Here is an 18,764-nt window from a genome sequence, read left to right on the forward strand (position 1 = left end):
GAGCAGGTACAACTCGTGGATGGCTTTCGGGTCCGCGCGGATCATCGACTCGAAGGCATCCAGCTCACGCTGCAAATCCCGGGAATTGGAAACATAGTTGGTGTTGTGCCGCACACCATCCGGCCGGATTGACGAAACATCCGGCTTGCGGAAGCCAACTCCCTTCACGGGCTCACGGTCACGGACATCGAGCTTGCTGGCATTCTGCTGCGGCTTGTTCTTTCTCAAATCGATATGCCCAGCAGCCTCGCGCCGGGCCAGTTCCTCCTCAATCGCCTCGTTGTGCGGAGGATTCTGCCGCGTGTGGGGCTTGCCGTAGCGAGTGGAGAGCTTCGGCTCATCTCCTGAAGACCCACCCGAGTCATCCATCATCGCGCAGATGGCGAACTCACCGCAGAGGGACACAGCAGAGGCTCCCGCGGCAATCCCCGTAACGAGGAGGGAGCCATCGGCCACTATTTGGACCGAGACAATGGACTCCAGCAATGAGCCACCCGCTGGCGCGTGGCGTATGGAACTCAGCAGGCTCCACAGGCCCCCTTCGGGCACCTTGGGGAACACCTGGGGCAAACCGAGGCTTGCGACAACCACCAGAACCCGCAGGCCTGTTCCTCCCAGCGCCTTGCCGAAACGCGCAGCCGCGTCATCCAACTGCTGGGGTGTGATGGCGGCTTCGGCCTCATGGTATAAATGCAGACAGGCCAGGGCCAGTCGATTCAATTCCACCAACCCCACCAGTAGCGACAACCGAACGGTGAGCGTGGCAGCGAACGCCTTCGAGATGAACGGCTCGGGCGCCAACCAGGCGGCGAAATACACAAGCACCGAAAGCGAGACACTGGCCAGGAAGGCCGGTGCACTGAAGAGTTCCTGAGCGGCTTCGCGGATGCCGTCATCCATGTAGCGGGTGGAGAGCTTCAGCGCGAGGTAGAGACGGCTCGTCTCCAGGGACTCGGGAATGGGGAGCAGCGTGGGCCCGTAACGGGAGAGAAAGTCCTCGCGCAGCCGTAACTCCCAGGGGGCAGGCGCGAGGCCTGAGCCGATCGCTCCCGGGGCATCCAGCATCAACCGCAGCCGAGGACGGGCATGAGGCCGGAAGGACTCGAACGCCGCGAGCAGCGGGCGTATCTCCTCCACACGCAACTGCTCCAGGTCAGGGTGGGGCAGCGAGGCAGGGAAGAGAAGTCGTAGCCTCCCTCCGGAAAGAGGACTGATGAGCACCGGCAGAGGCTGAGACGTAGTGGAGACGGCGGGGGCGCGCCCCTGCGTCCAGGAAGGCCCGTTCTCGGGAGAATTCGAGCGCTGGGAAGCACCTGCCACGGCTTGTGTCGGCGTCTGCCCTCCTTCCGCTGGAATCCGCGCTCGCGAGGTGGCGCACGCAGCGGAAAAACCGAGGATCAAGCTCAGTGTCAGGCGCAGCAACAGTTGAACGGAACACATCCCCTGCAGCATGCCCGATACCCATCCGTGGGACTATCGTCAGTCTTCGTCAGTCATCGTGGCCAATGCTCTGCCTGGCTCAGGCGGCCTGCTCGTGCACCACCCGCTCGTCGCCGACGATGAGTCCGTCCGCCAGGCGCACGATGCGATCTCCCACCTCGGCGGCCTTCGGGTCGTGCGTCACCATCACCACCGTCAGCCCACGCTCCCGCGTGGCCTCGCGCAGCATCCGCAGCACCTCGGCGCCCGTGCGCGAGTCCAGGTTCCCCGTGGGCTCGTCCGCCAACAGCACCGCCGGCTCCATCAGCAGCGCCCTCGCCACCGCCACCCGCTGCATCTCTCCACCGCTCAGCTCGTCCGGCCGGTGGTTCGTACGCCCTCCCAGCCCCACCGTCTCCAGCAGCGTCTCGGCCCGCTTCCGCAGCTCCACCTGCCCCCGGCCCGACAACAGGCCCGGCAGCATCACGTTCTCCAACGCCGTCATCGTGGGCATCAGGTTGAAGAACTGGAACACGAAGCCCAGCCGCTCGCGGCGGAACGCGGACAGCTCGTCATCCTTCATCCGCGCCAGCTCGCGCCCGTCGATGCGCAGCGACCCCGAGCCCGCCACGTCCAGCGCGCCCAGCAGGTTCAACAACGTGCTCTTCCCCGAGCCCGACGGCCCCATCACCGAGAGGAACTCTCCCTTCGGAACCGTCAGCGACACGCCCGCCAGCGCTCGCACCTCCGTGCGCCCGCGCCGGTACACCTTCGCCACGTCGACGGCTTCGATCATATCTCCGCCACACCCTCGCGCTCGGCCCAGCCCTCCAGGCCATTGGGCAGGCGGATGCGCACGTAGCGCCCCGTCTCCTCCATGACGCGCACCTTCAACCCGGGGTGCACCTCGAAAGCCACCTTCGCATCCTCCTTGGGGAACTCCCGGGCGCGCAGCGTGGGCGCGAGCACCACGGCCTCGTGCAGCGTCTCGTGCACCCAGACGTGCGCGGCCAGCAGGGCACCGGACGGCACCGACGCGGCCAGCAGCAGGACCCCCACCACGGCGGCCCAGGCCCGGTTGCCCGGACGCAGCACGCGGAAGAGCAGCAGGAAGGCGAAGCCCGCCAGCCACGTCCCGAGGAAGAGCCACGCCACCAGGTTGCCGCTCGTGGCGGACACCACGCGCTGCACGAAGGGCTCCTCGGGCGCGGCGCCCACCACCTTGTCGAGCTGCTGGGCGCGAGCCATCGACATGTTGGCGTCCAGATCCGGCCCCTCGCCGCCAGCCCTGCGCGAGCGCTCGAAGGCGAGCACCGCGCGCCCCAGGTCCCCCTGCGACAGGTACGTGGTGCCGAGGTTGTAGTGGATGTCCGGGCCTCCGAAGCCGCGCGAGAGCAGCTTCTCGTAGCCCTCGCGCGCGGCGGCGTAGTCCTGCTTCAGGTAGGACTCGTTGGCCTGCTGGAAGAGGAGCTGGGCCTCCTCGGGCGAGTAGTAGGCCTGACCCAGCAACGTGGCCACGAGGATCGCGGTGATGGCGCTCACTTGTCCCAACCCTCCATGACGGCCGCGGCATCATCCAGGATGCGCTCGCGGGCAGCGGCCTCGGCACCGGGGGCGAAGCGTCCGGCGTCACAGGCCTCCAACACGAAGCGCACCCGCTGGCGGCGCTCGGCATCCACTCCGGCCGCGGTCAGCTTCGCGTCCAGCGCGTCGCGCGTGAGTCCGCCCACCGGAGCGTGCAGCCGGGCCTCCAGGAAGTTCAGCACGGCCTTCTCCACCTCGCCGTAGAAGGCGCTGGAGCTGCCCTCGCGCAGCTTCTCCGCCTCGGCCAGCCGCTTGCGCGCCGCCTTGGCCCGCTGCCGGTTGCGGCTGCCCTCGTCCGGGTTGGAGAGCCGTCCGCGCACCAGCCCCACCAGGCCCAGCAGCAGCATCAGACCCAGGGGCGACAGCACCACCGGCACGAAGAAGGGCCGCTGCCACACGGCGGCCGCGGGCTCCTCGAAACGCGCCTGGTAGCGCAGCGTACGCAGGCCGCTCGCGGTGAGGACGTTCTTCTGCTCGGCCGCGGCGTCCGTCACATGCTGGGGCGCGGCCGTCGCGGGCGAGGACGACACGCCTCCCGCTCCGGGCTCCACCGTCAGCTCCACCGGCTCCGTGCGGGCCACCTCGTAGCGGCCCGTCCGCGGGTCGAAGTAGGGGAACTCCAGCGCGGGCAGCGTGAAGGTGCCCGTGCGCTGCGCCATCACCAGGTACTCCTGCACCCGGCGGCCCTGGATGCGCCACTTGTCCGGCATCACCTTGTCGGTGGTGGTCGGGTCGTACACCTTGAGCGCGGGGGGCACCTCCAGCCGGGGCGGGGTGACGTTCTTCACGTTGCCCGCGCCCTCGAGGATGACCTTCACCGTCACCGGCTGGCCCAGCTCCACCCGCGTCTGGGAGACCTCGAGCGACAGATCCCACTGGCCCACCTGGGCGCTCGACACGCCCTTGGGCCCGCCCGGCGGCAGCGGCTTCACCTCCACCTCGAGCGCGTTGGAGACACGGTGCACGCGGTGGCCGGCGAAGAGGAAGCCGGTGGTGATGTCCGCCTCGGCGGCGGTGACGGAGAGGGTGCCGCTCTTCACCGGGAAGAGCGCGCGCCGGCGCAGCAGGTAGGTGCGGTAGGGAATGCCGTTGACGACGCGCTGCTCGCCCGTGAGCTGCGTGGGGCTCTCCACGTCCTCGCTCCAGAAGCCCTCCAGCTTGGGCATGGTCACCGCGTCCACGCTGGAGAGGTCCACGCGCGAGTAGATGTAGAGCGACAGCGTCACCTGCTCGCCCACGTACACCTGCTTCTTGTCGACGGTGGCGCGCAGGAAGAGGTCCGAGTCCCCGCGGGGAATGCGCACGTCCTCCTGCTGGCGCCGATCATCGGGCTCCTCGTTCTCCTCGCCGGCGAACGGATCCGGCATGCGGCCAAAGGGACCACCCGGGAAGTTGCGGAACGGGTCCGGCGGCTGGCGGCTCGCCTGGGAGCGGGGAGGCTCGACGTGCCCACGGCGCACCGTCATCTTGATGGGCTCGGTGCGCCGGGTGCGGCCGTCGGCGGTGAGCACGGCGGGCGGGATGGTGAGGGTGCCCGGGCGGTTGGCGCGCATCAGCAGCACGTGTTTGCGCACCGTCTGGATGACGGGCGGGCCGCCGCCGCTCATCTCGATGGAGCGCTGGGTGCTCTGCGAGGACGACAGCACCTCGAAGTCCTCGGGTGACGGAAACTGCACCTGCGCGTTGTCTGGAGGATCCACCACCACCACGGTGAGCTGGAACACGTCCTCCGTGCCCACCTCGGTGCGATCCGTCGTCTGGTAGAACTCGATGGACGCCCACGCTGGCATCGCCACCAGCAACAGGGCGAGCGCGGCCAGCGCCGCGTGGCCGCTACCAGTCCTTCTCATTGGGATTCCTCGGCCTCTTCTTCTGCTGGAAACGCCACAGCTGGAGATTCTTCTCGTTCTGCTTCATCGCATCCAGCAGGCGCTCGGCCTCCTGGCGATCGATCTCCGCCTGACTGACACCGGCATCCACCGAGTCCACCTCCCCCTCGGTGCCACCATCCGACTCGGTGCCCTCCTCCTCACTCTCGCCACCGTCCTGACCGCCATCGCCCTCGCCCTCGCCGCCGTCACCCGGGCCCCCATCCTCGCCGCCGTCGGCGCCACCATCCTGCTGGCCGCCATCCCCCTGGCCCGCATCGCCCTGCCCGCCATCCGGCTGGCCCGCGTCGGCCTGCCCACCATCCTGCTGGCCTCCATCCATGCCACCGTCCATGCCGGCATCCAGACCGCCGTCACTGCCCCCGTCCTGGCCCGCGTCCGCTGGCGTACCACCATCCTGCTGACCCGCATCCGGACCCGCGTCCGGGCGGCCGCCATCTTGCCCGCCATCCTGGCCGCCATCCGTGCCCCCATCCGGGCTGCCCTTCTGGGGCGGAGGCAGGTTGCGCAGCAGCACCTCGTAGTTGTGCCGGGCCTGGGCGTCCGAGGGATCCAACGTGAGCGCGCGGCGGTAGGCCTTGAGCGCCTCGCGGGTGTTGCCCGTCATCGCGTGGACGTTGCCCAGGTTGTAGGTGGCCTTCTGGCGCAGCTCCGGCTGGTTCTGCGTCTCCGATACGCTCTGGAAGGCCCGCTGAGCCTCGTCGTAGCGGCCCAGCTTCATCAGCGCGTCGCCCCGGTTGAACTCCACGGCGGGGTCGTTCGGACGCTCCTTCTTCGCCTCCTCGAAGGCCGCGAGCGCCTCGTCGTAGCGGCCGGCGGTGTACGCCGCCCGGCCCTTCTGGACCTGCGGATGCTCCTTCTCCAGGAGCCCCGCGGCCCACGCGCCGGACGGCAGCGCCAGTCCCAGCGCGAGCAGCAACCCCACTCCCACGCGCATGACCATGACTCCCCCGCTCACGACGGCCTCCGGCGCGCGGACGGCAGCAACAACATGCCCAGCACCAGCATCACGAGCCCCGGCAGGGCGAACATCTGGAAGCGCTCGTCGTACCGCACGGTGACGCGGCTCTCCAACTCGCTCTTCTGCATCTGCTCGATGCGCTCCAGCACCTGGGCCATGGCCACGCCGCGCGGCTGGTAATAGAAGGCGCCGCCCGTGGCCTCGGCGATGGAGGTGAGGCCCGCGCGATCCATGCGGGTAATCACCGTCTCGCCACTGCTGTCCTTCTTGTAGTCCACGAACTCGCCGCGGCGGTTGTAGACGGGGATGGGCTCGCCCTGCTCGGAGCCCACGCCCACGGTGAGCACCTGGACGCTGGCCTTCTTGAGCGCCGCCACGGCCTCGTCCACCTGGCCCACCAGGTCCTCGCCGTCGGACAGCAGCACCACCACGCGCTCCTTGGCGCCGCGGTCCGCGTTCTCCAGCACCTGCATGGCCAGGATCAGCGCATCGCCGATGTTGCTGCCGCCCTGGGGCATCTGCTCCGGCTCCACCGCGCGCAGGAAGAGCTTCACCGCCGAGTAGTCCGAGGTGAGCGGCGACTGGATGAAGGCATCCCCGGCGAAGGCGACCAGGCCCACCCGGTCTCCCTTCAGCTCGTCCAGCAGCGTGGTGAGCTCCAGGCGGGCGCGCTCCAGGCGGCTGGGCTGCACGTCCCGCGCGAGCATGGACTTGGAGGCATCCAGCACCACCACCACGTCGATGCCGCGGCGCTTCGTCAGCTCGCTCTTGGTGCCGCACTGGGGCTGGGCCAGCGCCAGTCCGAAGAGCAGCAGCCCCATGCCGTAGAAGCCGCCCTGCACCGCCGGACGCCAGCGCGAGGCGCCGGGAGCCAGCTTGTCCACGAGCCGCTCGTTGAGCAGCGCGCTCACGCGGGAGCGGCGGCGCAGCGCCGAGAGCAGGGCCAGGGTGCCCACCAGCCCGCCCACCACGCACAGCGCGAGGTAGCCGGGCTTCGCCAGGCCCATCTGGTAACCGAGGAAGAGGAAGCGCAGGGGCTCCATCAACTTCCCGAAGAAGTCCGTCAGGAAGGTCGGCGTCACGGGAACACCCTCAGGAAGGTGGCGCGCAGGAGCAGTTCCAGCGCGGCCAGCCCGAAGGCCAGCAGCAAGTACGGGTGGTAGTCCTCGCGGTAGTTGGCCGTGGCCCCACCCTCCATCAACTTGGAGCGCTCCAGCGAGTCCAACACCTTCTGGAGGCCCAGCTTGAGGCCCTCCGGGTCGGTGGCGCGGTAGTACTCGCCGCCCGTCTGGTCGGCGATGTCCTGGAGCAGCTCGGGGTTGATGGGAATCTCCGTCTCGCGCCAGACGGTGTTGCCGAACAGGTCCGTGCCCTGGGGGAAGGGCACCTTGCCGCCCTTGCCCACGAGGATGGTGTAGATGGGGATGTTCAGCGACTTCGCCATGGTGGCCGAGTCCAGCGGCGAAATCTTGCCGGAGTTGTTGTCGCCGTCGGTGATGAGCACCACCACGCGGCTCTTGGCCTCCGAGTCGCGCAGGCGGTTGAGCGCGGTGGCGAGCGCGTCGCCGATGGCGGTGCCGTCCTCGAGCACGCGGGTGCGCAACTGGCGCAGCACCTCCTTGAGCACGCCATAGTCCAGCGTCAGGGGAGACTGCGTGTAGGCCGCGCCGGCGAACACCACCAGGCCGATGCGGTCATTGACGCGGTTTCCGATGAACTCGGCGAGCACCTCCTTGGCCACGTGGAGGCGGTTCTGCGGGCGGAAGTCGCCGGCCTCCATGGAGGTGGACAGGTCGAGCGCGACGACGATGTCGATGCCCTCGACGCTCGAGTCCCGCACGCGGGCGTCGCGGGACTGGGGCCGGGCGAGCGCGACGACGGCGGCGGCCACGGCGAAGACGCGCAGGAAGGGCAGCAGCGGCAGCATGTACGTGCGCAGGCCGCGGCCCTGGCTGGCGAGCACGTGCGCCGCGGAGAAGCGCAGCACGGCACGGGAGCGCCGCTCGCGCCAGGCCCACCCGAGGAGGACCGGGATGAGCAGCAAACCCCACAGGAACTCGGGGTTATGAAACGCGGGGACCGGAGGCATGGGACACGGGAGCGGCCTCGGGGAGAGGCGGCACGAGAGGGGGCCAGGTCTTGTCCAGCAGCTCGTAGCCGAAGGCGAGCGCCTCGCGGCACGACTCCGGCGATGACTCGGCGCGGGCGTACTTGACCAGGTCGGACTCGGAGACGAAGCGCATCAGTCCGTCCTCGGGGAACTTGAGGGGCTGCTTGCGCCGCAGCTCCACCATCAGCTCCGAGCTGGTGCACTCCAGGGCGTCGAAGCCGTAGCGCTCGCCCAGGTAGCCACGGATGATCTCCGACAGCCGGAAGTAGAAGTCCTTCACCCTGCCCTGCTCGGGCAGGTTCTCCGCCTTGAGGCCCTCCAGCGCCTGGCGGGTGCGCACGTCCAGGGGCAGCAGCGGCTTGACCTCGGCCATGGGGCGGTTGCGGTACTTCTGGAAGAGCCGCCACAGCAGCACGCCCACCACGATGGCGGCCAACAGCCCCAGCAGCGCCCACACGAGCCTCAGGGAACGGACGGCCACCTCGGTGGGCGGCTGGATGTCCTTGAGGTCCGCGCCCTCCGCCTCGGCGTCCTGCGGCAGCGTGCCGGCCACCTCGATGGTGCGGCCCGGCGCCACGTAGCGCCTGGGGCCCTCCGGCGTGGTCACGAGGAAGGGCAGCTCGGGCAGCGTGAGCATGCCCAGGTTGAAGGCGGAGAGCTTCAGCCGGAAGGTGGTGACGGCGGGCTCCTTCCCCGTCTCCGGGGGCGTGCGCGCCTGGGACAGCAGCTCGAAGTCACCCAGGTCCGGCACCAGGTCCAGCTCGTAGCGCTGGTCCGCCGGGTGGGTGATGACCAGCTCGTAGACGAAGGGCTCGCCGAGCTGCACCTGCTCCGGTTGCACGCGGGCCTGGAAGCCCGCGGGCTCCACGGCCGGCAGCTTCGCGCTGGCCGCGGCTGGAGCCGGAGCGGGCGCCGGAGCCTGGGCCAGGGCCGGCGAGACGAGGAAGAACGCGCAGAGAGCCAACCACCTCATGCCGCCATCCTCCGGGAGCGGGCGCGGAAGAAGCGCACCAGGGCCATGGCGTGATCATCGCCGGTGCTCAGTTCCACGTGGTCCAGCTCCAGCTTCTTGAAGAGCCTGAGCCGCTCCTCGCGGCGCGCCTGCATGGCGCGGGCGAAGCGGCCTCGGACGAGCGGGTCGCTCGTGTCCACCACGAAGCGCTCGCCCGTCTCGGGGTCCTCCATCTCCACGAGGCCCAGCCGGGGGAACTCCTGCTCGAGCGGATCCACGATGACCACGGGGACGAGGTCGTGCTTGCGGCCCACGAGGCGCAGCGGCGGCTCGTAGCCATCGGCGAGGAAGTCCGAGATGAGGAACGTCACCGTCTTCCGGCGCGCCAGGCGGCTGAGGTAGGTGAGGCCGGCGGCGAGATCCGTCCCCTTGCCCTTGGGCTTGAAGGTGAGGATGTCGCTGACCAGCCGCATCACGTGCGTGCGGCCCTTGCGAGGCGGCACCACCTTCTCCACCTGGTCCGAGAAGAGGATGAGCCCCACCCGGTCGTTGTTGGCGATGGCGCTGAAGGCGATTTGAGCGGCCACCTCGGCGGCCACCTCCGACTTGGAGCGCTCGCGCGAGCCGAACTCCTTGGAGGCGGACACGTCCACCAGGAGCATCACCGTGAGCTCGCGCTCCTCGGTGAAGACCTTGACGTAGGCCTCGTTCATGCGGGCGGTGACGTTCCAGTCGATGATGCGGATTTCGTCACCGGGCTGGTACTGCCGCACCTCGGAGAAGGCCATGCCCCGGCCCTTGAAGACCGAGTGGTACTGGCCCGCGAGCATGTCCGACACCACCTTGCGGGTGCGGATCTCCAGCTTGCGGATGCGGCGGATGATGTCCTTGGCGAGCACGGCGCGCCCCCTGGGCTGTCCCGGGTGGGGTTACGGAACCTCGACGCGATCGAACACGCGCTGGATGAGCTTCTCGGTGGTGAGCTCCTCGGCCTCGGCCTCGTAGGTGAGGGCGATGCGGTGGCGGAGCACATCGAAGGCCACGGCCTTGACGTCCTCGGGCGTGACGAAGCCGCGGTGGCGCAGGAAGGCGTGGGCGCGGGAGGCCTGGGTCAGCGCGATGGTGGCGCGCGGGCTGGCGCCGAACTGGATGTAGTCGGCCTGGTCCTTGAGGCCGTAGCGGCCGGGCTCGCGCGTGGCGAAGACCACGTTGAGGATGTAGTCCTTCACCTTCTCGTCCATGTAGATCTGCGTGACGAGCTCGCGGGCGCGCACCAGGTGCTGGATGTCGATGACCTTCTGGGCGGACGGGGGCTTCCCGCCGCTCATGCGGTCCATGATGACCTTCTCTTCCTCGCGGGTGGGGTAGCCCACCTTCACCTTGAGCATGAAGCGGTCCACCTGCGCCTCGGGCAGGGGGTAGGTGCCTTCCTGCTCGATGGGGTTCTGGGTGGCCAGCACGAGGAAGGGCGAGGGCAGCGGGAAGGAGGTGTCACCGATGGTGACCTGGCGCTCCTGCATGGCCTCGAGGAGGGCGGACTGCACCTTGGCGGGGGCGCGGTTGATTTCGTCGGCGAGCACCACGTTGGCGAAGACGGGGCCCTTGCGGACGGTGAAGTTGGCCGCCTGCTGGTTGTAGATCATCGTGCCCACCACGTCCGCGGGCAGCAGATCCGGGGTGAACTGGATGCGCATGAAGGAGGCGCTGATGCTGTCGGCGATGGTGCGCACCGTGAGCGTCTTGGCGAGACCGGGCACGCCCTCGAGGAGGACGTGGCCATTGCACAAGAGGCCGATGAGGATGCGCTCCAGCATGTAGCGCTGGCCGACGATGACCTTGCCGACCTCCTGGTTGAGGAGCTCGACGAAGCTGCTCTCCTGCTGGACGCGCTCGGTGAGCGCCCGGATGTCCGTGTTCATATGTGCCGTCTCGACTGTCCCTGGGAGGAGGCGGGCAGCCTAGGAGGTGTAGGTACGCCGCTCAACAACCCATCACGCCCGACATTCCAGTAATTTCAGGGGCCCATGCCCCCGGAACCACCCAGGATGGACCCCAGGGAGTACCCCAAACCACATCGGGACGGAGAACGCCAACCTTCTGGAGGGCCCCTCGCCCGCGCCCCGGGACCGGTGGAGGTGGAGTTACTGGGGGAGTGGGCCCCGGGAATGACCTCCCGGGTGTGCCCGCTGCGAGGGGGTGGAGGGCTGCGGCTGCTGGAGGGGGGAGAGGGCCGGACGGTGGTGCTCCTCCATGGCCGGGGGAACGCGGCGAGCATGTGGCTTCCCCTGTTCGCCGGGCTGACCCGGGAGCACCGGGTACTGGCGGTGGATCTACCGGGGTTCGGGTGCTCCTCGGCGCCGGGAGGGGCGGTGAGGACGGCCGAGGAGGGGCTGCGCTTCTTCGTCGAGCCGGTGGAGGAGGTGCTGTCCACGCTGGCGCTGGGGCCGATGACGCTGGTGGGGCATTCGCTGGGGGGACTGGTGGCGCTGGAGCTGGCGCTGCGGGGCGGGGTGCCAGTGGAGCGGCTGGTGCTGGTGGACGCGATGGGACTGGGCCCGGAGATGGCGCGGGATGCGCGGCTGTTTTTCCGGGTGGGGCCAGAGCGGGTGGCGCGAGTACTGGGACCGAAGCTCTTTGGCCGCATCGCGCCGCTTCCGGACACGCCGCTGAACCGGAGGCTGGCGGCACTGGGGTACGAGTTGATGACGGTGCCCGGGGGAAGACCCGAGGCCACGCGGGCCTTCAACACGCTGGTGCCGCTCACGGGCGGCGTGTTCCACCGTCACGAGCGGCTGGGCGAGGTGAAGCAACCCACCCTGCTCTTCTGGGGCGAACAGGACACGGTGCTACCGGTGTCACTGGCCGAGGCCGCGATGAAGGTCATGCCCGACGCGCGGCTCGTGCGGGTGGAGGCCGGACACAATCCCTCTCTGGGACAACCAGATCGTGCCCTGCTGGAGCTGAAGGCGTTTCTCCGCCAATGAGGAGGCTGGAGGAAAATGCCTTTCCCGAGAGTGTCGCGGCTGCATCAGTAGACGATGAAGTCAAATTGCTCGATGACAGCTTTGAGTTCTTCCGGGGTGGTACCAAATTGTTTGGCAACGGTAGGAGCATGGTCGGCCAATGCCACGGTGGAGGGCGGCCATTTATAGAAGTTCTTCACAAGGATATTGCTGGAGCCTGGCCACTTGACACTGTTCAGCTCATGGCTGTGACCAATGGGATCCAAGATGGTGAAGCTCGGCCATTTGGGAAACCTCAGGGTACGAGGGTCACAACCGTGGAAGCGGCAACCATCCAGACGGGCTTCAGTGAAGTCGCAGTCCTCGATGGAACCCAGTTGGTACTCCGGTTCCGTCCCGTACTCGGGCCAGTGTCCGAACTCACACCCCGACAAGCGCCCTTTGAAGCGGCAGCCCTTGAGGGAGGCCTTGATCCATTGCTGGTGGCTCTTCAACTCCTGCTCCACCTCGAAGGCGCAGTCGGTGAAACGTGCCCCGATGATGATGAGGTTCCTGGCGGAGACCTTCAGGACAACGGTGCAGTTGCGTAGCGTCAGGTTGGGTCCAAGGAAGTAGAGCGAGTTCTTGTCCGTCAGTTCCAGCCGCTCGTTTTCAACAGCCTTGTTCTCGATGAGAACGTTGGTGAGCCACCCCATGGCCGCCCCTTTCAGAAGGTGAGCATCCGGAAGAACTCGCCCGCCATGCGCCTGCCATGCCGCGCCAGGTTCGACGCCGTCCCGGAGAGAATCTCGTACTGGCGGTTGTTGCTCAGGTCAATCACGTCGGCTCCCTGATGGTTGAACTGCAAGCGCCCTCGAAACTGGGCCTTCACCGTTTCGTGTACGAAGCGGCCCCGGGCCTCGCGCTCCAACAAGTGCGCCAGCCAGTACTTGCCTTCTTTGAGGGCTTGGTCGATGGCCCTTTCTTCTGCCGGTGTGAGCCGGTGTGGCCCCCAGAGCCGGGCCGCCTCGGTCACCGCCTTCTGGAGCCTGTCACCCACCTCGTCCTCGGCGGGGATGTCGTGGATGGACTTGCCAGGAGGCAGGTGCCACCTCTGACCATTGGGCAGAATGACCTGCAGGTTTCCACCCCGGTGGCGGATGGCGACGGTGCCCGAGGAGCCGCCCCCGGAGGACGCCCCAGCACCCTGCCCCTTCTTGAGCATCACGACCGCCATGGGGCCGTGAGGGGTGGCCGCCACCGTCTCCACCGCCGCCACCGCCTGGGCCAGCGCGCCCTCCTGGACTGCCAGGGTTTCCACCCGCCCCAGTACCGCGGCGCCCCCCTGCGCCCGCCACTGCGCGCTCGCCAGCCCGTAGCCCGGTAGCGTCCGCACCCGCGCCGCCACCTCGCCCACCGTGCGCCCCGTCAACGCCCCCACCGCCAGAAGCATCGCCCGCGCCGCGTCCGTGCCCAGCACCCGGGCGAAGCCCTCACCCGCCTCGCGCAACTCCGCGAAGGTGGTGGCCTCGTGCGCCCGGGTGGCTATGGCCGCCCAGCCGTCCATCAGGCCCCACAGTGTGTCCACGCCCAGCCAGGCCACCAGCACGACGGACAGGCCAGCGGCCAGGAGCTTCGTCGTCGGCTCGGGCACCAGCCAGAGGGCCAGGTACGCCCCGAGCGTCCACATGCACGAGGCCACCAGCACCTGCGGGTCCAATTCCCGCCCCAGCGCCGCCTTCGTCTCCTCCAGCACCGAGCCGAAGGACAGGGCGAGCGCCAGCGTGCGCCGGTCGTCCGCCTTCAGGTAGGGCGCGTCGTCCAGCAGGCGCAGGCAGTCGCCCCCGCCCTGGCCCCGGGCGCACCATGACAGGTAGTGGCGGCGCAGGGCCTCGTTCGCCTCCGTCGTCAGGTGGCTGTCCTCGTCCACCGGCACCAGCGACAGCACGCGGCCCTTGTACACCTCGGCCACCCACGTCCCACTCCTCTGCTCCCACTCCGGGTGTTGCTCCACCTGGTCCTTCAGCCACTCGCGCGCGGCCTCGCGGGGGCTCTTGCCGTTGAGCTGTATCTGCCGGGCGTTCTCACGCACCGCGCGCAGGAAGTCCGCCCTGGGCACCGCCACCGGCCGCAGGGGGTCACCACCTCCCGGCTCCAGCACTACCACCTCGTACTGCACCGCTCCCTCCAGGCCAGCACCAGCGTCCACTAAAGACGCCTGCCTGGGAGCAGGCGGGGGCATGAGCGTCAAGGGGTGCCCGCTCCCCGTCAGCGTGCCGCCCGGTGGATGGCTCGTGGCACACGCCCCGAGGAGCAAGAGAACGGGCAACACCCAGCAGCGGTGCGCCAGCAGGCCTGCCAGGTGGGGACTCTTCAAACCGGGGAGCATGCCGCACCTCTTCCGCCAGCCACGGGGACTGGCGCGGGTTGTTTCCGAGAGTACACGGAAGCCCGGGCGCGGACGTCAAACCATTGGGTAAGGTCCGCACCGGATTACCGCACCGGAGCCTCTCATGCAGGTCACGACCTGGTTCATCGCGAAGGAAGACGAGGCGGAGGCAATTGAGTCGATCGTCACCACCGAGGAGCATGCTCCAGAGGACTGGACGTACCTCGAGCTTCCGCTCATCGAGATGGAGTTGATGGCGCTCTCCGCCGCGCTCCGGGGGACGGAAGACATCACGGACGAGCGCACCCTGGAGGATCCTCTCATCTTCCGGGAGGAGGACGGGCTGATCATCGCGCGCGTGGTGGAGTCCTTCATCCAGGCCCTCGCCCGTGTGAAAGATGAGAGCGTGACCGGACTCACCAACGCCTGGGTGGAACGGATCGACCAGGACCACCACGCGCCGGAGGAGCTGCGTGAATTGCTCTCGGAGATGGTGAAGTTCGCCCGGCAGGCGGTGGCCCGCCGCAGCCCGGTGCTGTCGCTCGCGACGTTCTGATGCCGGTTTGGAGTCAGGAGTCCGCGCCAGTAACGTCCATGGGAACCCTGTACTCCCCACCCGGAGGCGCCCATGACCCGCGGATCCAAGACTCCCGAGCAGGACCATTCCGAGGGCACCGCCCGTCCCCGTGGCTACGAGCAGGTGGACAAGCTGTCCGTCCCCCTCCCCCACGGCACCGAGGTGACGACGCGCGTGGAGCGCGTGGCAGGTGACCGGCAGATCCCCCAGGGCGTGGTGGGCCGCGTGGTGCGCGCCCGTGGCGGCGGCTTCGACGTGCAGATCGTCGGCGTGGGCGAGCTCTGGTACGCCCGGGACGAGCTGGTGCCTCGCAAGCCGGGCCAGCTCCAGTTCGCGCTCCGGCGCGCCGCCACCTGGGATGCCCTGCGCCCCTGCGTGGTGCTGGAGACCGTGGTGGGCTCGCAGGCCTGGGGCCTCGCCAACGAGGCCTCCGACGTCGACATGCGCGGCGTCTTCGGCCTGCCCCTGCCCTGGCACTTCGGCCTCGCCGACAAGGCGAGAGATCTCGTCAGCGCCGATGGCAGCCATACCTTCTGGGAGCTCTCCAAGACGGTGGAACAGGCCCTCCGCGCCGATCCCAACACCCTGGAGATGCTCTTCGTCCCCAGCGCCCGTGCCACGGACGAGCTCGGGGAGTGGCTGCTCGCAGAGCGCGAGGCCTTCGTGTCCAAGGCCATCTTCGGCAGCTTCGGCCGGTACGCCATGAGCCAGCTCGACAAGCTCACCCGCAGCCAGCGGCTCGCCGAGCACCGGGACCTGGTGCTCGAATGGCTGTGCGAGGAGCCCGCGCCCAACCTGGACGAGGTGGCCCGGCGGCTCGCGGCCATCTCCCCGCGCTCCGCGCCCTCGCCCGAGGACGCGCTGCTCGCGGCCAAGACGTACCTCAAGCAGCTCTACCGCTCGCTGTGGGACCAGGGCCTCATCGAGGCCAACGACTTCGCCGCCCTCACCCGCTATGCGCGCGGAGGCGGCCAGCGGCCTCCCAGCGCGCGCGAGCTACGGCCGAAGAACGCCTACAACCTGCTGCGCCTGGTGGTGCTCGCCACCGGGTGGCTGCGGGAGGGGGTGCCCACCTTCGAAGTCACCGGCACCTACAAGGCGCGCATGTTGGAGATCAAGGCCGGACGTGTCCCGCTGGAAGAGGTGCTGCGGGACGCCGAGGCCCTCGCACCGGAGTTGGAAGAGGCCCACCGCACCAGCAAGCTGCCGCAGCTCCCGGACTACGGGCGCGCGGACCGCCTGGTGCGCCGCGTGGGCGAGGAACTGGCGCGGCGCTGGGTGATGAAGGAGCCCGGACCGCTCGGCCGTGATGCCCCCGCGCCTCCGGCCGTCGAATGGAAGGAGGAGGAGTCATGAGCCACACGCTGATGACAGAGCACCAGACCCGGGTGGCCAACGCCGTGCTCGACGAAGAGTCCACCCGGCGGTGGCACCTCGTCGTGTCCCTCTCGGGCGCGCACGCGTATGGCTTCCCCTCGCCGGACAGTGACCTGGACCTCAAGTGCATCCACGTCACCCCCACCGCCCACCTGCTCCGCTTGGAGCAGCGCGGCCCCGGGTCCGCCGAGCGGCTGGAAGTCGTGGATGGCGTCGAGGTGGACTACTCGTCCAACGAGCTCGGCCCCGTGCTGTTCGGCGTCCTCCAGGGCAACGGCAACTACCTGGAGCGGCTGCTCGGTGCGCATACGCTGCGCGGCTCGCCCGAGTTGGAGGCCGTGCGCCCACTGGTGCGTGGCGTGCTGTCCCGGCGGCTGCACCGGCACTACCGCGGCTTCGCCCACGGCCAGTTGCGCGAGTGGGAGAAGACGGGCTTCCGCTCCACCAAGAAGCTCCTCTATGTGCTGCGCACGACGCTCACCGGCACCCATGCGCTGCTCACGGGAGAGGTGGAGACGGACCTCACCGCGCTGATGGACCGCTATGGCTTCAGCGAGGCGGGTGAGCTCGTCTCCTGGAAGCGGCGGGGCGAGCGCAGCGAGCTGCCCGAGGCCCTCTCCGAGCACTGGCGAGGCCAGGTGGAGCGGGCCTTCGAGCGGCTCGACTCCGCCCGAGAGAACTCCGTGCTGCCCGAGGACCCCCAGGGCGCCGAGGCACTGGAGGCGTGGTTGCTCGAGCTGAGGCGCTCACGGTTCTGAGGCACGGCGGGGAGAACGGGGACGGGCACCCTCACCCCGTCCCTCGGGCTTCAGTTTCAGGTAATGCTCGCGCTTCGCCTTGGGGAACTTCTCGATGGCGTAGCGCAGCATGGTCCTCGGCATCTCCGGCGCGTGGCGGTCGAGGAAGGTTTCCTCGCTCGCCATGTCCCTGTTGCCGACCTCGCGCAGCATCCATCCCACCGCCTTGTGGATGAGGTCGTGCTCGTCGTGCAGCAGCAGCTCCGACAGCTTCAGCGTGTCCTTGAAGTCTCCCGCGCGGATGAAGGCCTGGGTCGACATGATGGCGATGCGCCGCTCCCAGAGCACGGGCGAGCGCGCCAGCTCGTAGAGCCACGGCGTGAGCTCGGAGTGCTCGAGCAGGTACTCGCCCAGGAGCTTGGGTGCCACCGTGTCCACCAGGTCCCAGTTGTTCAGCCCCGCCAGGTGCTCCCGGCAGAACACGAAGAGCCGGTGACGTCCGGCCTCGTCCGCCCGCTCGAACCGCGTCACGAGGATGAGGAAACCCGTGAGCCGGTGCTCGTGGACCTCGCTCCGCAACAGCACGCCCAGTTGCTCCAGGGGAAGGTCCTTGTGACGCCGGGCGATCCTCCGTTGCTCCGGCACCGTCACGCCGATGAACACGTCTCCCTCGGCGTACTCGCCCGGACCTGTCTTGAAGAACCTCGGGTAGAAGGCGGCCTTCTCGGGATCGGCCGCCCGCGCCAGCTCGTCCTGGAGGGCCTCGATGGAGGGGGTATTCACGGGGTGGGAGTCTGGCGGGGACACGGCCGGTAAGGCTAGCGTCCCGCGCCGTGTCCCATGACCTGCTAGATCTCGCCGCCACGCCCGAGCGCCTCCGGACGCTCGCCGATGCCGGTGTCCTCAACCCCCAGGACCTCGAGCACGCCCTGCGGCTCGCCGTCGCCACTCCCCAGCGAGCCGCCTGGCGGCGCTTCCTGTCCACCGTGCTGCTGGGCTTCGGCTCGCTGCTGGTGCTCTCCGGCGTCATCTACTTCTTCGCCTACAACTGGGCGGCGCTCCACCGCTTCGGGAAGATGGGACTGCTGCTGGCCGCCATCCTCGGGGCCTGTATCGCCGCCTGGCGCCTGGGTGAGACCGTCGCCGGACAGTTCGCCCTCCTCTTCGCCGCGGTGCTCGTGGGCCCGCTCCTCGCCGTCTTCGGACAGGCCTACCAGACGGGCGCGGACCCCTATGAACTGTTCCTCGGGTGGAGCGGCCTCATCCTCCCCTGGGTGGTGCTCGCACGCTTCGCGCCCCTGTGGCTGCTGCTGCTCGTCCTCGTGAACACCGGGCTGAGCCTCTTCTGGTTCCAGGTCGCAGACGGTGAGGGCACCACGCTCACGCTGGTGCTCGCGCTGGTGAACGGCGCGGCCTGGGTGGCGCATGAAGCGTTCGCGGCGCGCGGTGTCTCCTGGCTGCGGGGCCGGTGGATGCCCCGGGTGTTGGCGATGATGACCATGGCGCCGCTGCTGGGCCTGGGGGAGCTCCAGGTGGCGGCGCCCCGGGAGGGGGACAGCGCGAGCATCATCGGGCTGGGCCTGCTCCTGGTGGTGATGGCTGCGGCGTACATCTTCCACCGGCAGGTGCGCTCCGAGCTCTTCCTCCTCACGCTGGACGCGGTGAGTGCGATGACACTGCTCACCACCCTGGTGGGCCGCTTCCTGTTCAAGACGAGCCGCTTCGACGCGGGCGTCTTCCTCGTGCTGGCCCTGCTCATCATCGGCGAGGTGGGACTCACGGTCTGGTGGCTGCGCGCCGAGGCCCGCGGTCCGGAGGAGGCCTAGC

Annotated in this window: 18 protein-coding genes; 5 read left to right on the plus strand and 13 right to left on the minus strand. The window is 69.0% G+C overall.

The features are described from left to right. From Q664_RS26975 to Q664_RS27020, 10 genes are all read right to left on the minus strand, one after another. Window positions 1–1,452, minus strand: a 1,452-nt coding sequence (locus Q664_RS26975) for a hypothetical protein (RefSeq protein WP_152622364.1), incomplete at its 3' end; no start/stop codon positions are given. A gap of 67 nt (window positions 1,453–1,519) precedes the next feature. Beyond that, complete coding sequence (locus Q664_RS26980) at window positions 1,520–2,215, minus strand: ABC transporter ATP-binding protein (RefSeq protein ID WP_043401904.1); 696 nt, start codon at window positions 2,213–2,215, stop codon at window positions 1,520–1,522. Then, entirely contained in the window at window positions 2,212–2,961 is a 750-nt protein-coding gene (locus tag Q664_RS26985) for an SH3 domain-containing protein (RefSeq protein WP_043401907.1), read from the minus strand. Before Q664_RS26985 ends, Q664_RS26980 begins: the two co-directional genes overlap by 4 nt. Continuing rightward, entirely contained in the window at window positions 2,958–4,853 is a 1,896-nt protein-coding gene (locus Q664_RS26990; RefSeq protein ID WP_043401910.1) for a BatD family protein, read from the minus strand. Before Q664_RS26990 ends, Q664_RS26985 begins: the two co-directional genes overlap by 4 nt. Further along, window positions 4,837–5,835: a tetratricopeptide repeat protein gene (locus Q664_RS26995; protein ID WP_152622365.1), complete on the minus strand. Its 999-nt coding sequence runs from the start codon at window positions 5,833–5,835 to the stop codon at window positions 4,837–4,839. Before Q664_RS26995 ends, Q664_RS26990 begins: the two co-directional genes overlap by 17 nt. Window positions 5,836–5,846: 11 nt before the next feature. Next, a complete protein-coding gene (locus tag Q664_RS27000; protein ID WP_043401960.1) occupies window positions 5,847–6,896 on the minus strand; it encodes a VWA domain-containing protein in 1,050 nt (349 codons plus the stop codon). Between the two features lie 35 nt (window positions 6,897–6,931). Continuing rightward, complete coding sequence (locus Q664_RS27005) at window positions 6,932–7,942, minus strand: vWA domain-containing protein (protein ID WP_043401912.1); 1,011 nt, start codon at window positions 7,940–7,942, stop codon at window positions 6,932–6,934. After that, complete coding sequence (locus Q664_RS27010; protein ID WP_043401915.1) at window positions 7,917–8,936, minus strand: hypothetical protein; 1,020 nt, start codon at window positions 8,934–8,936, stop codon at window positions 7,917–7,919. Before Q664_RS27010 ends, Q664_RS27005 begins: the two co-directional genes overlap by 26 nt. Beyond that, window positions 8,933–9,814 (minus strand): DUF58 domain-containing protein, encoded by an 882-nt coding sequence (locus tag Q664_RS27015; protein ID WP_043401918.1) that lies wholly within the window; start codon window positions 9,812–9,814, stop codon window positions 8,933–8,935. The genes Q664_RS27010 and Q664_RS27015 overlap by 4 nt, the downstream gene beginning before the upstream one ends. 30 nt (window positions 9,815–9,844) lie before the next feature. Beyond that, complete coding sequence (locus Q664_RS27020; RefSeq protein WP_043401921.1) at window positions 9,845–10,834, minus strand: AAA family ATPase; 990 nt, start codon at window positions 10,832–10,834, stop codon at window positions 9,845–9,847. Window positions 10,835–11,080: 246 nt separating this feature from the next. On the opposite strand from Q664_RS27020, the gene Q664_RS27025 reads away from it, so the two are divergent. Beyond that, window positions 11,081–11,899: an alpha/beta fold hydrolase gene (locus Q664_RS27025; protein ID WP_052518712.1), complete on the plus strand. Its 819-nt coding sequence runs from the start codon at window positions 11,081–11,083 to the stop codon at window positions 11,897–11,899. A 44-nt stretch (window positions 11,900–11,943) separates the two neighbouring features. On the opposite strand, the gene Q664_RS27030 is transcribed toward Q664_RS27025, so the two are convergent. After that, complete coding sequence (locus Q664_RS27030) at window positions 11,944–12,573, minus strand: pentapeptide repeat-containing protein (protein ID WP_043401927.1); 630 nt, start codon at window positions 12,571–12,573, stop codon at window positions 11,944–11,946. 11 nt (window positions 12,574–12,584) lie between these two features. Beyond that, window positions 12,585–14,246 (minus strand): SitA5 family polymorphic toxin, encoded by a 1,662-nt coding sequence (gene sitA5, locus Q664_RS61225; protein WP_235216889.1) that lies wholly within the window; start codon window positions 14,244–14,246, stop codon window positions 12,585–12,587. A 124-nt stretch (window positions 14,247–14,370) separates the two neighbouring features. On the opposite strand from sitA5, the gene Q664_RS27040 reads away from it, so the two are divergent. The 3 genes from Q664_RS27040 (at window position 14,371) to Q664_RS27050 (ending at window position 16,958) form a co-directional block, all read left to right on the plus strand. Then, window positions 14,371–14,802 (plus strand): hypothetical protein, encoded by a 432-nt coding sequence (locus tag Q664_RS27040; RefSeq protein ID WP_043401930.1) that lies wholly within the window; start codon window positions 14,371–14,373, stop codon window positions 14,800–14,802. A 72-nt stretch (window positions 14,803–14,874) separates the two neighbouring features. Next, a complete protein-coding gene (locus Q664_RS27045; RefSeq protein ID WP_043401933.1) occupies window positions 14,875–16,179 on the plus strand; it encodes a DNA polymerase beta superfamily protein in 1,305 nt (434 codons plus the stop codon). Continuing rightward, window positions 16,176–16,958 (plus strand): nucleotidyltransferase domain-containing protein, encoded by a 783-nt coding sequence (locus Q664_RS27050; RefSeq protein WP_043401936.1) that lies wholly within the window; start codon window positions 16,176–16,178, stop codon window positions 16,956–16,958. The genes Q664_RS27045 and Q664_RS27050 overlap by 4 nt, the downstream gene beginning before the upstream one ends. On the opposite strand, the gene Q664_RS27055 is transcribed toward Q664_RS27050, so the two are convergent. After that, window positions 16,947–17,720 carry a DNA alkylation repair protein gene (locus tag Q664_RS27055; protein ID WP_235216890.1) on the minus strand — a complete coding sequence of 258 codons (774 nt, stop codon included), beginning with the start codon at window positions 17,718–17,720 and terminating at the stop codon, window positions 16,947–16,949. The genes Q664_RS27050 and Q664_RS27055 overlap by 12 nt on opposite strands. 50 nt (window positions 17,721–17,770) lie before the next feature. Between Q664_RS27055 and Q664_RS27060 the strand changes: the two genes are divergently transcribed. Continuing rightward, a complete protein-coding gene (locus Q664_RS27060) occupies window positions 17,771–18,763 on the plus strand; it encodes a DUF2157 domain-containing protein (protein WP_043401938.1) in 993 nt (330 codons plus the stop codon). Window position 18,764 lies beyond the last annotated feature (1 nt).

Source organism: Archangium violaceum Cb vi76 (assembly GCF_000733295.1).
Lineage (GTDB): Bacteria > Myxococcota > Myxococcia > Myxococcales > Myxococcaceae > Archangium > Archangium violaceum.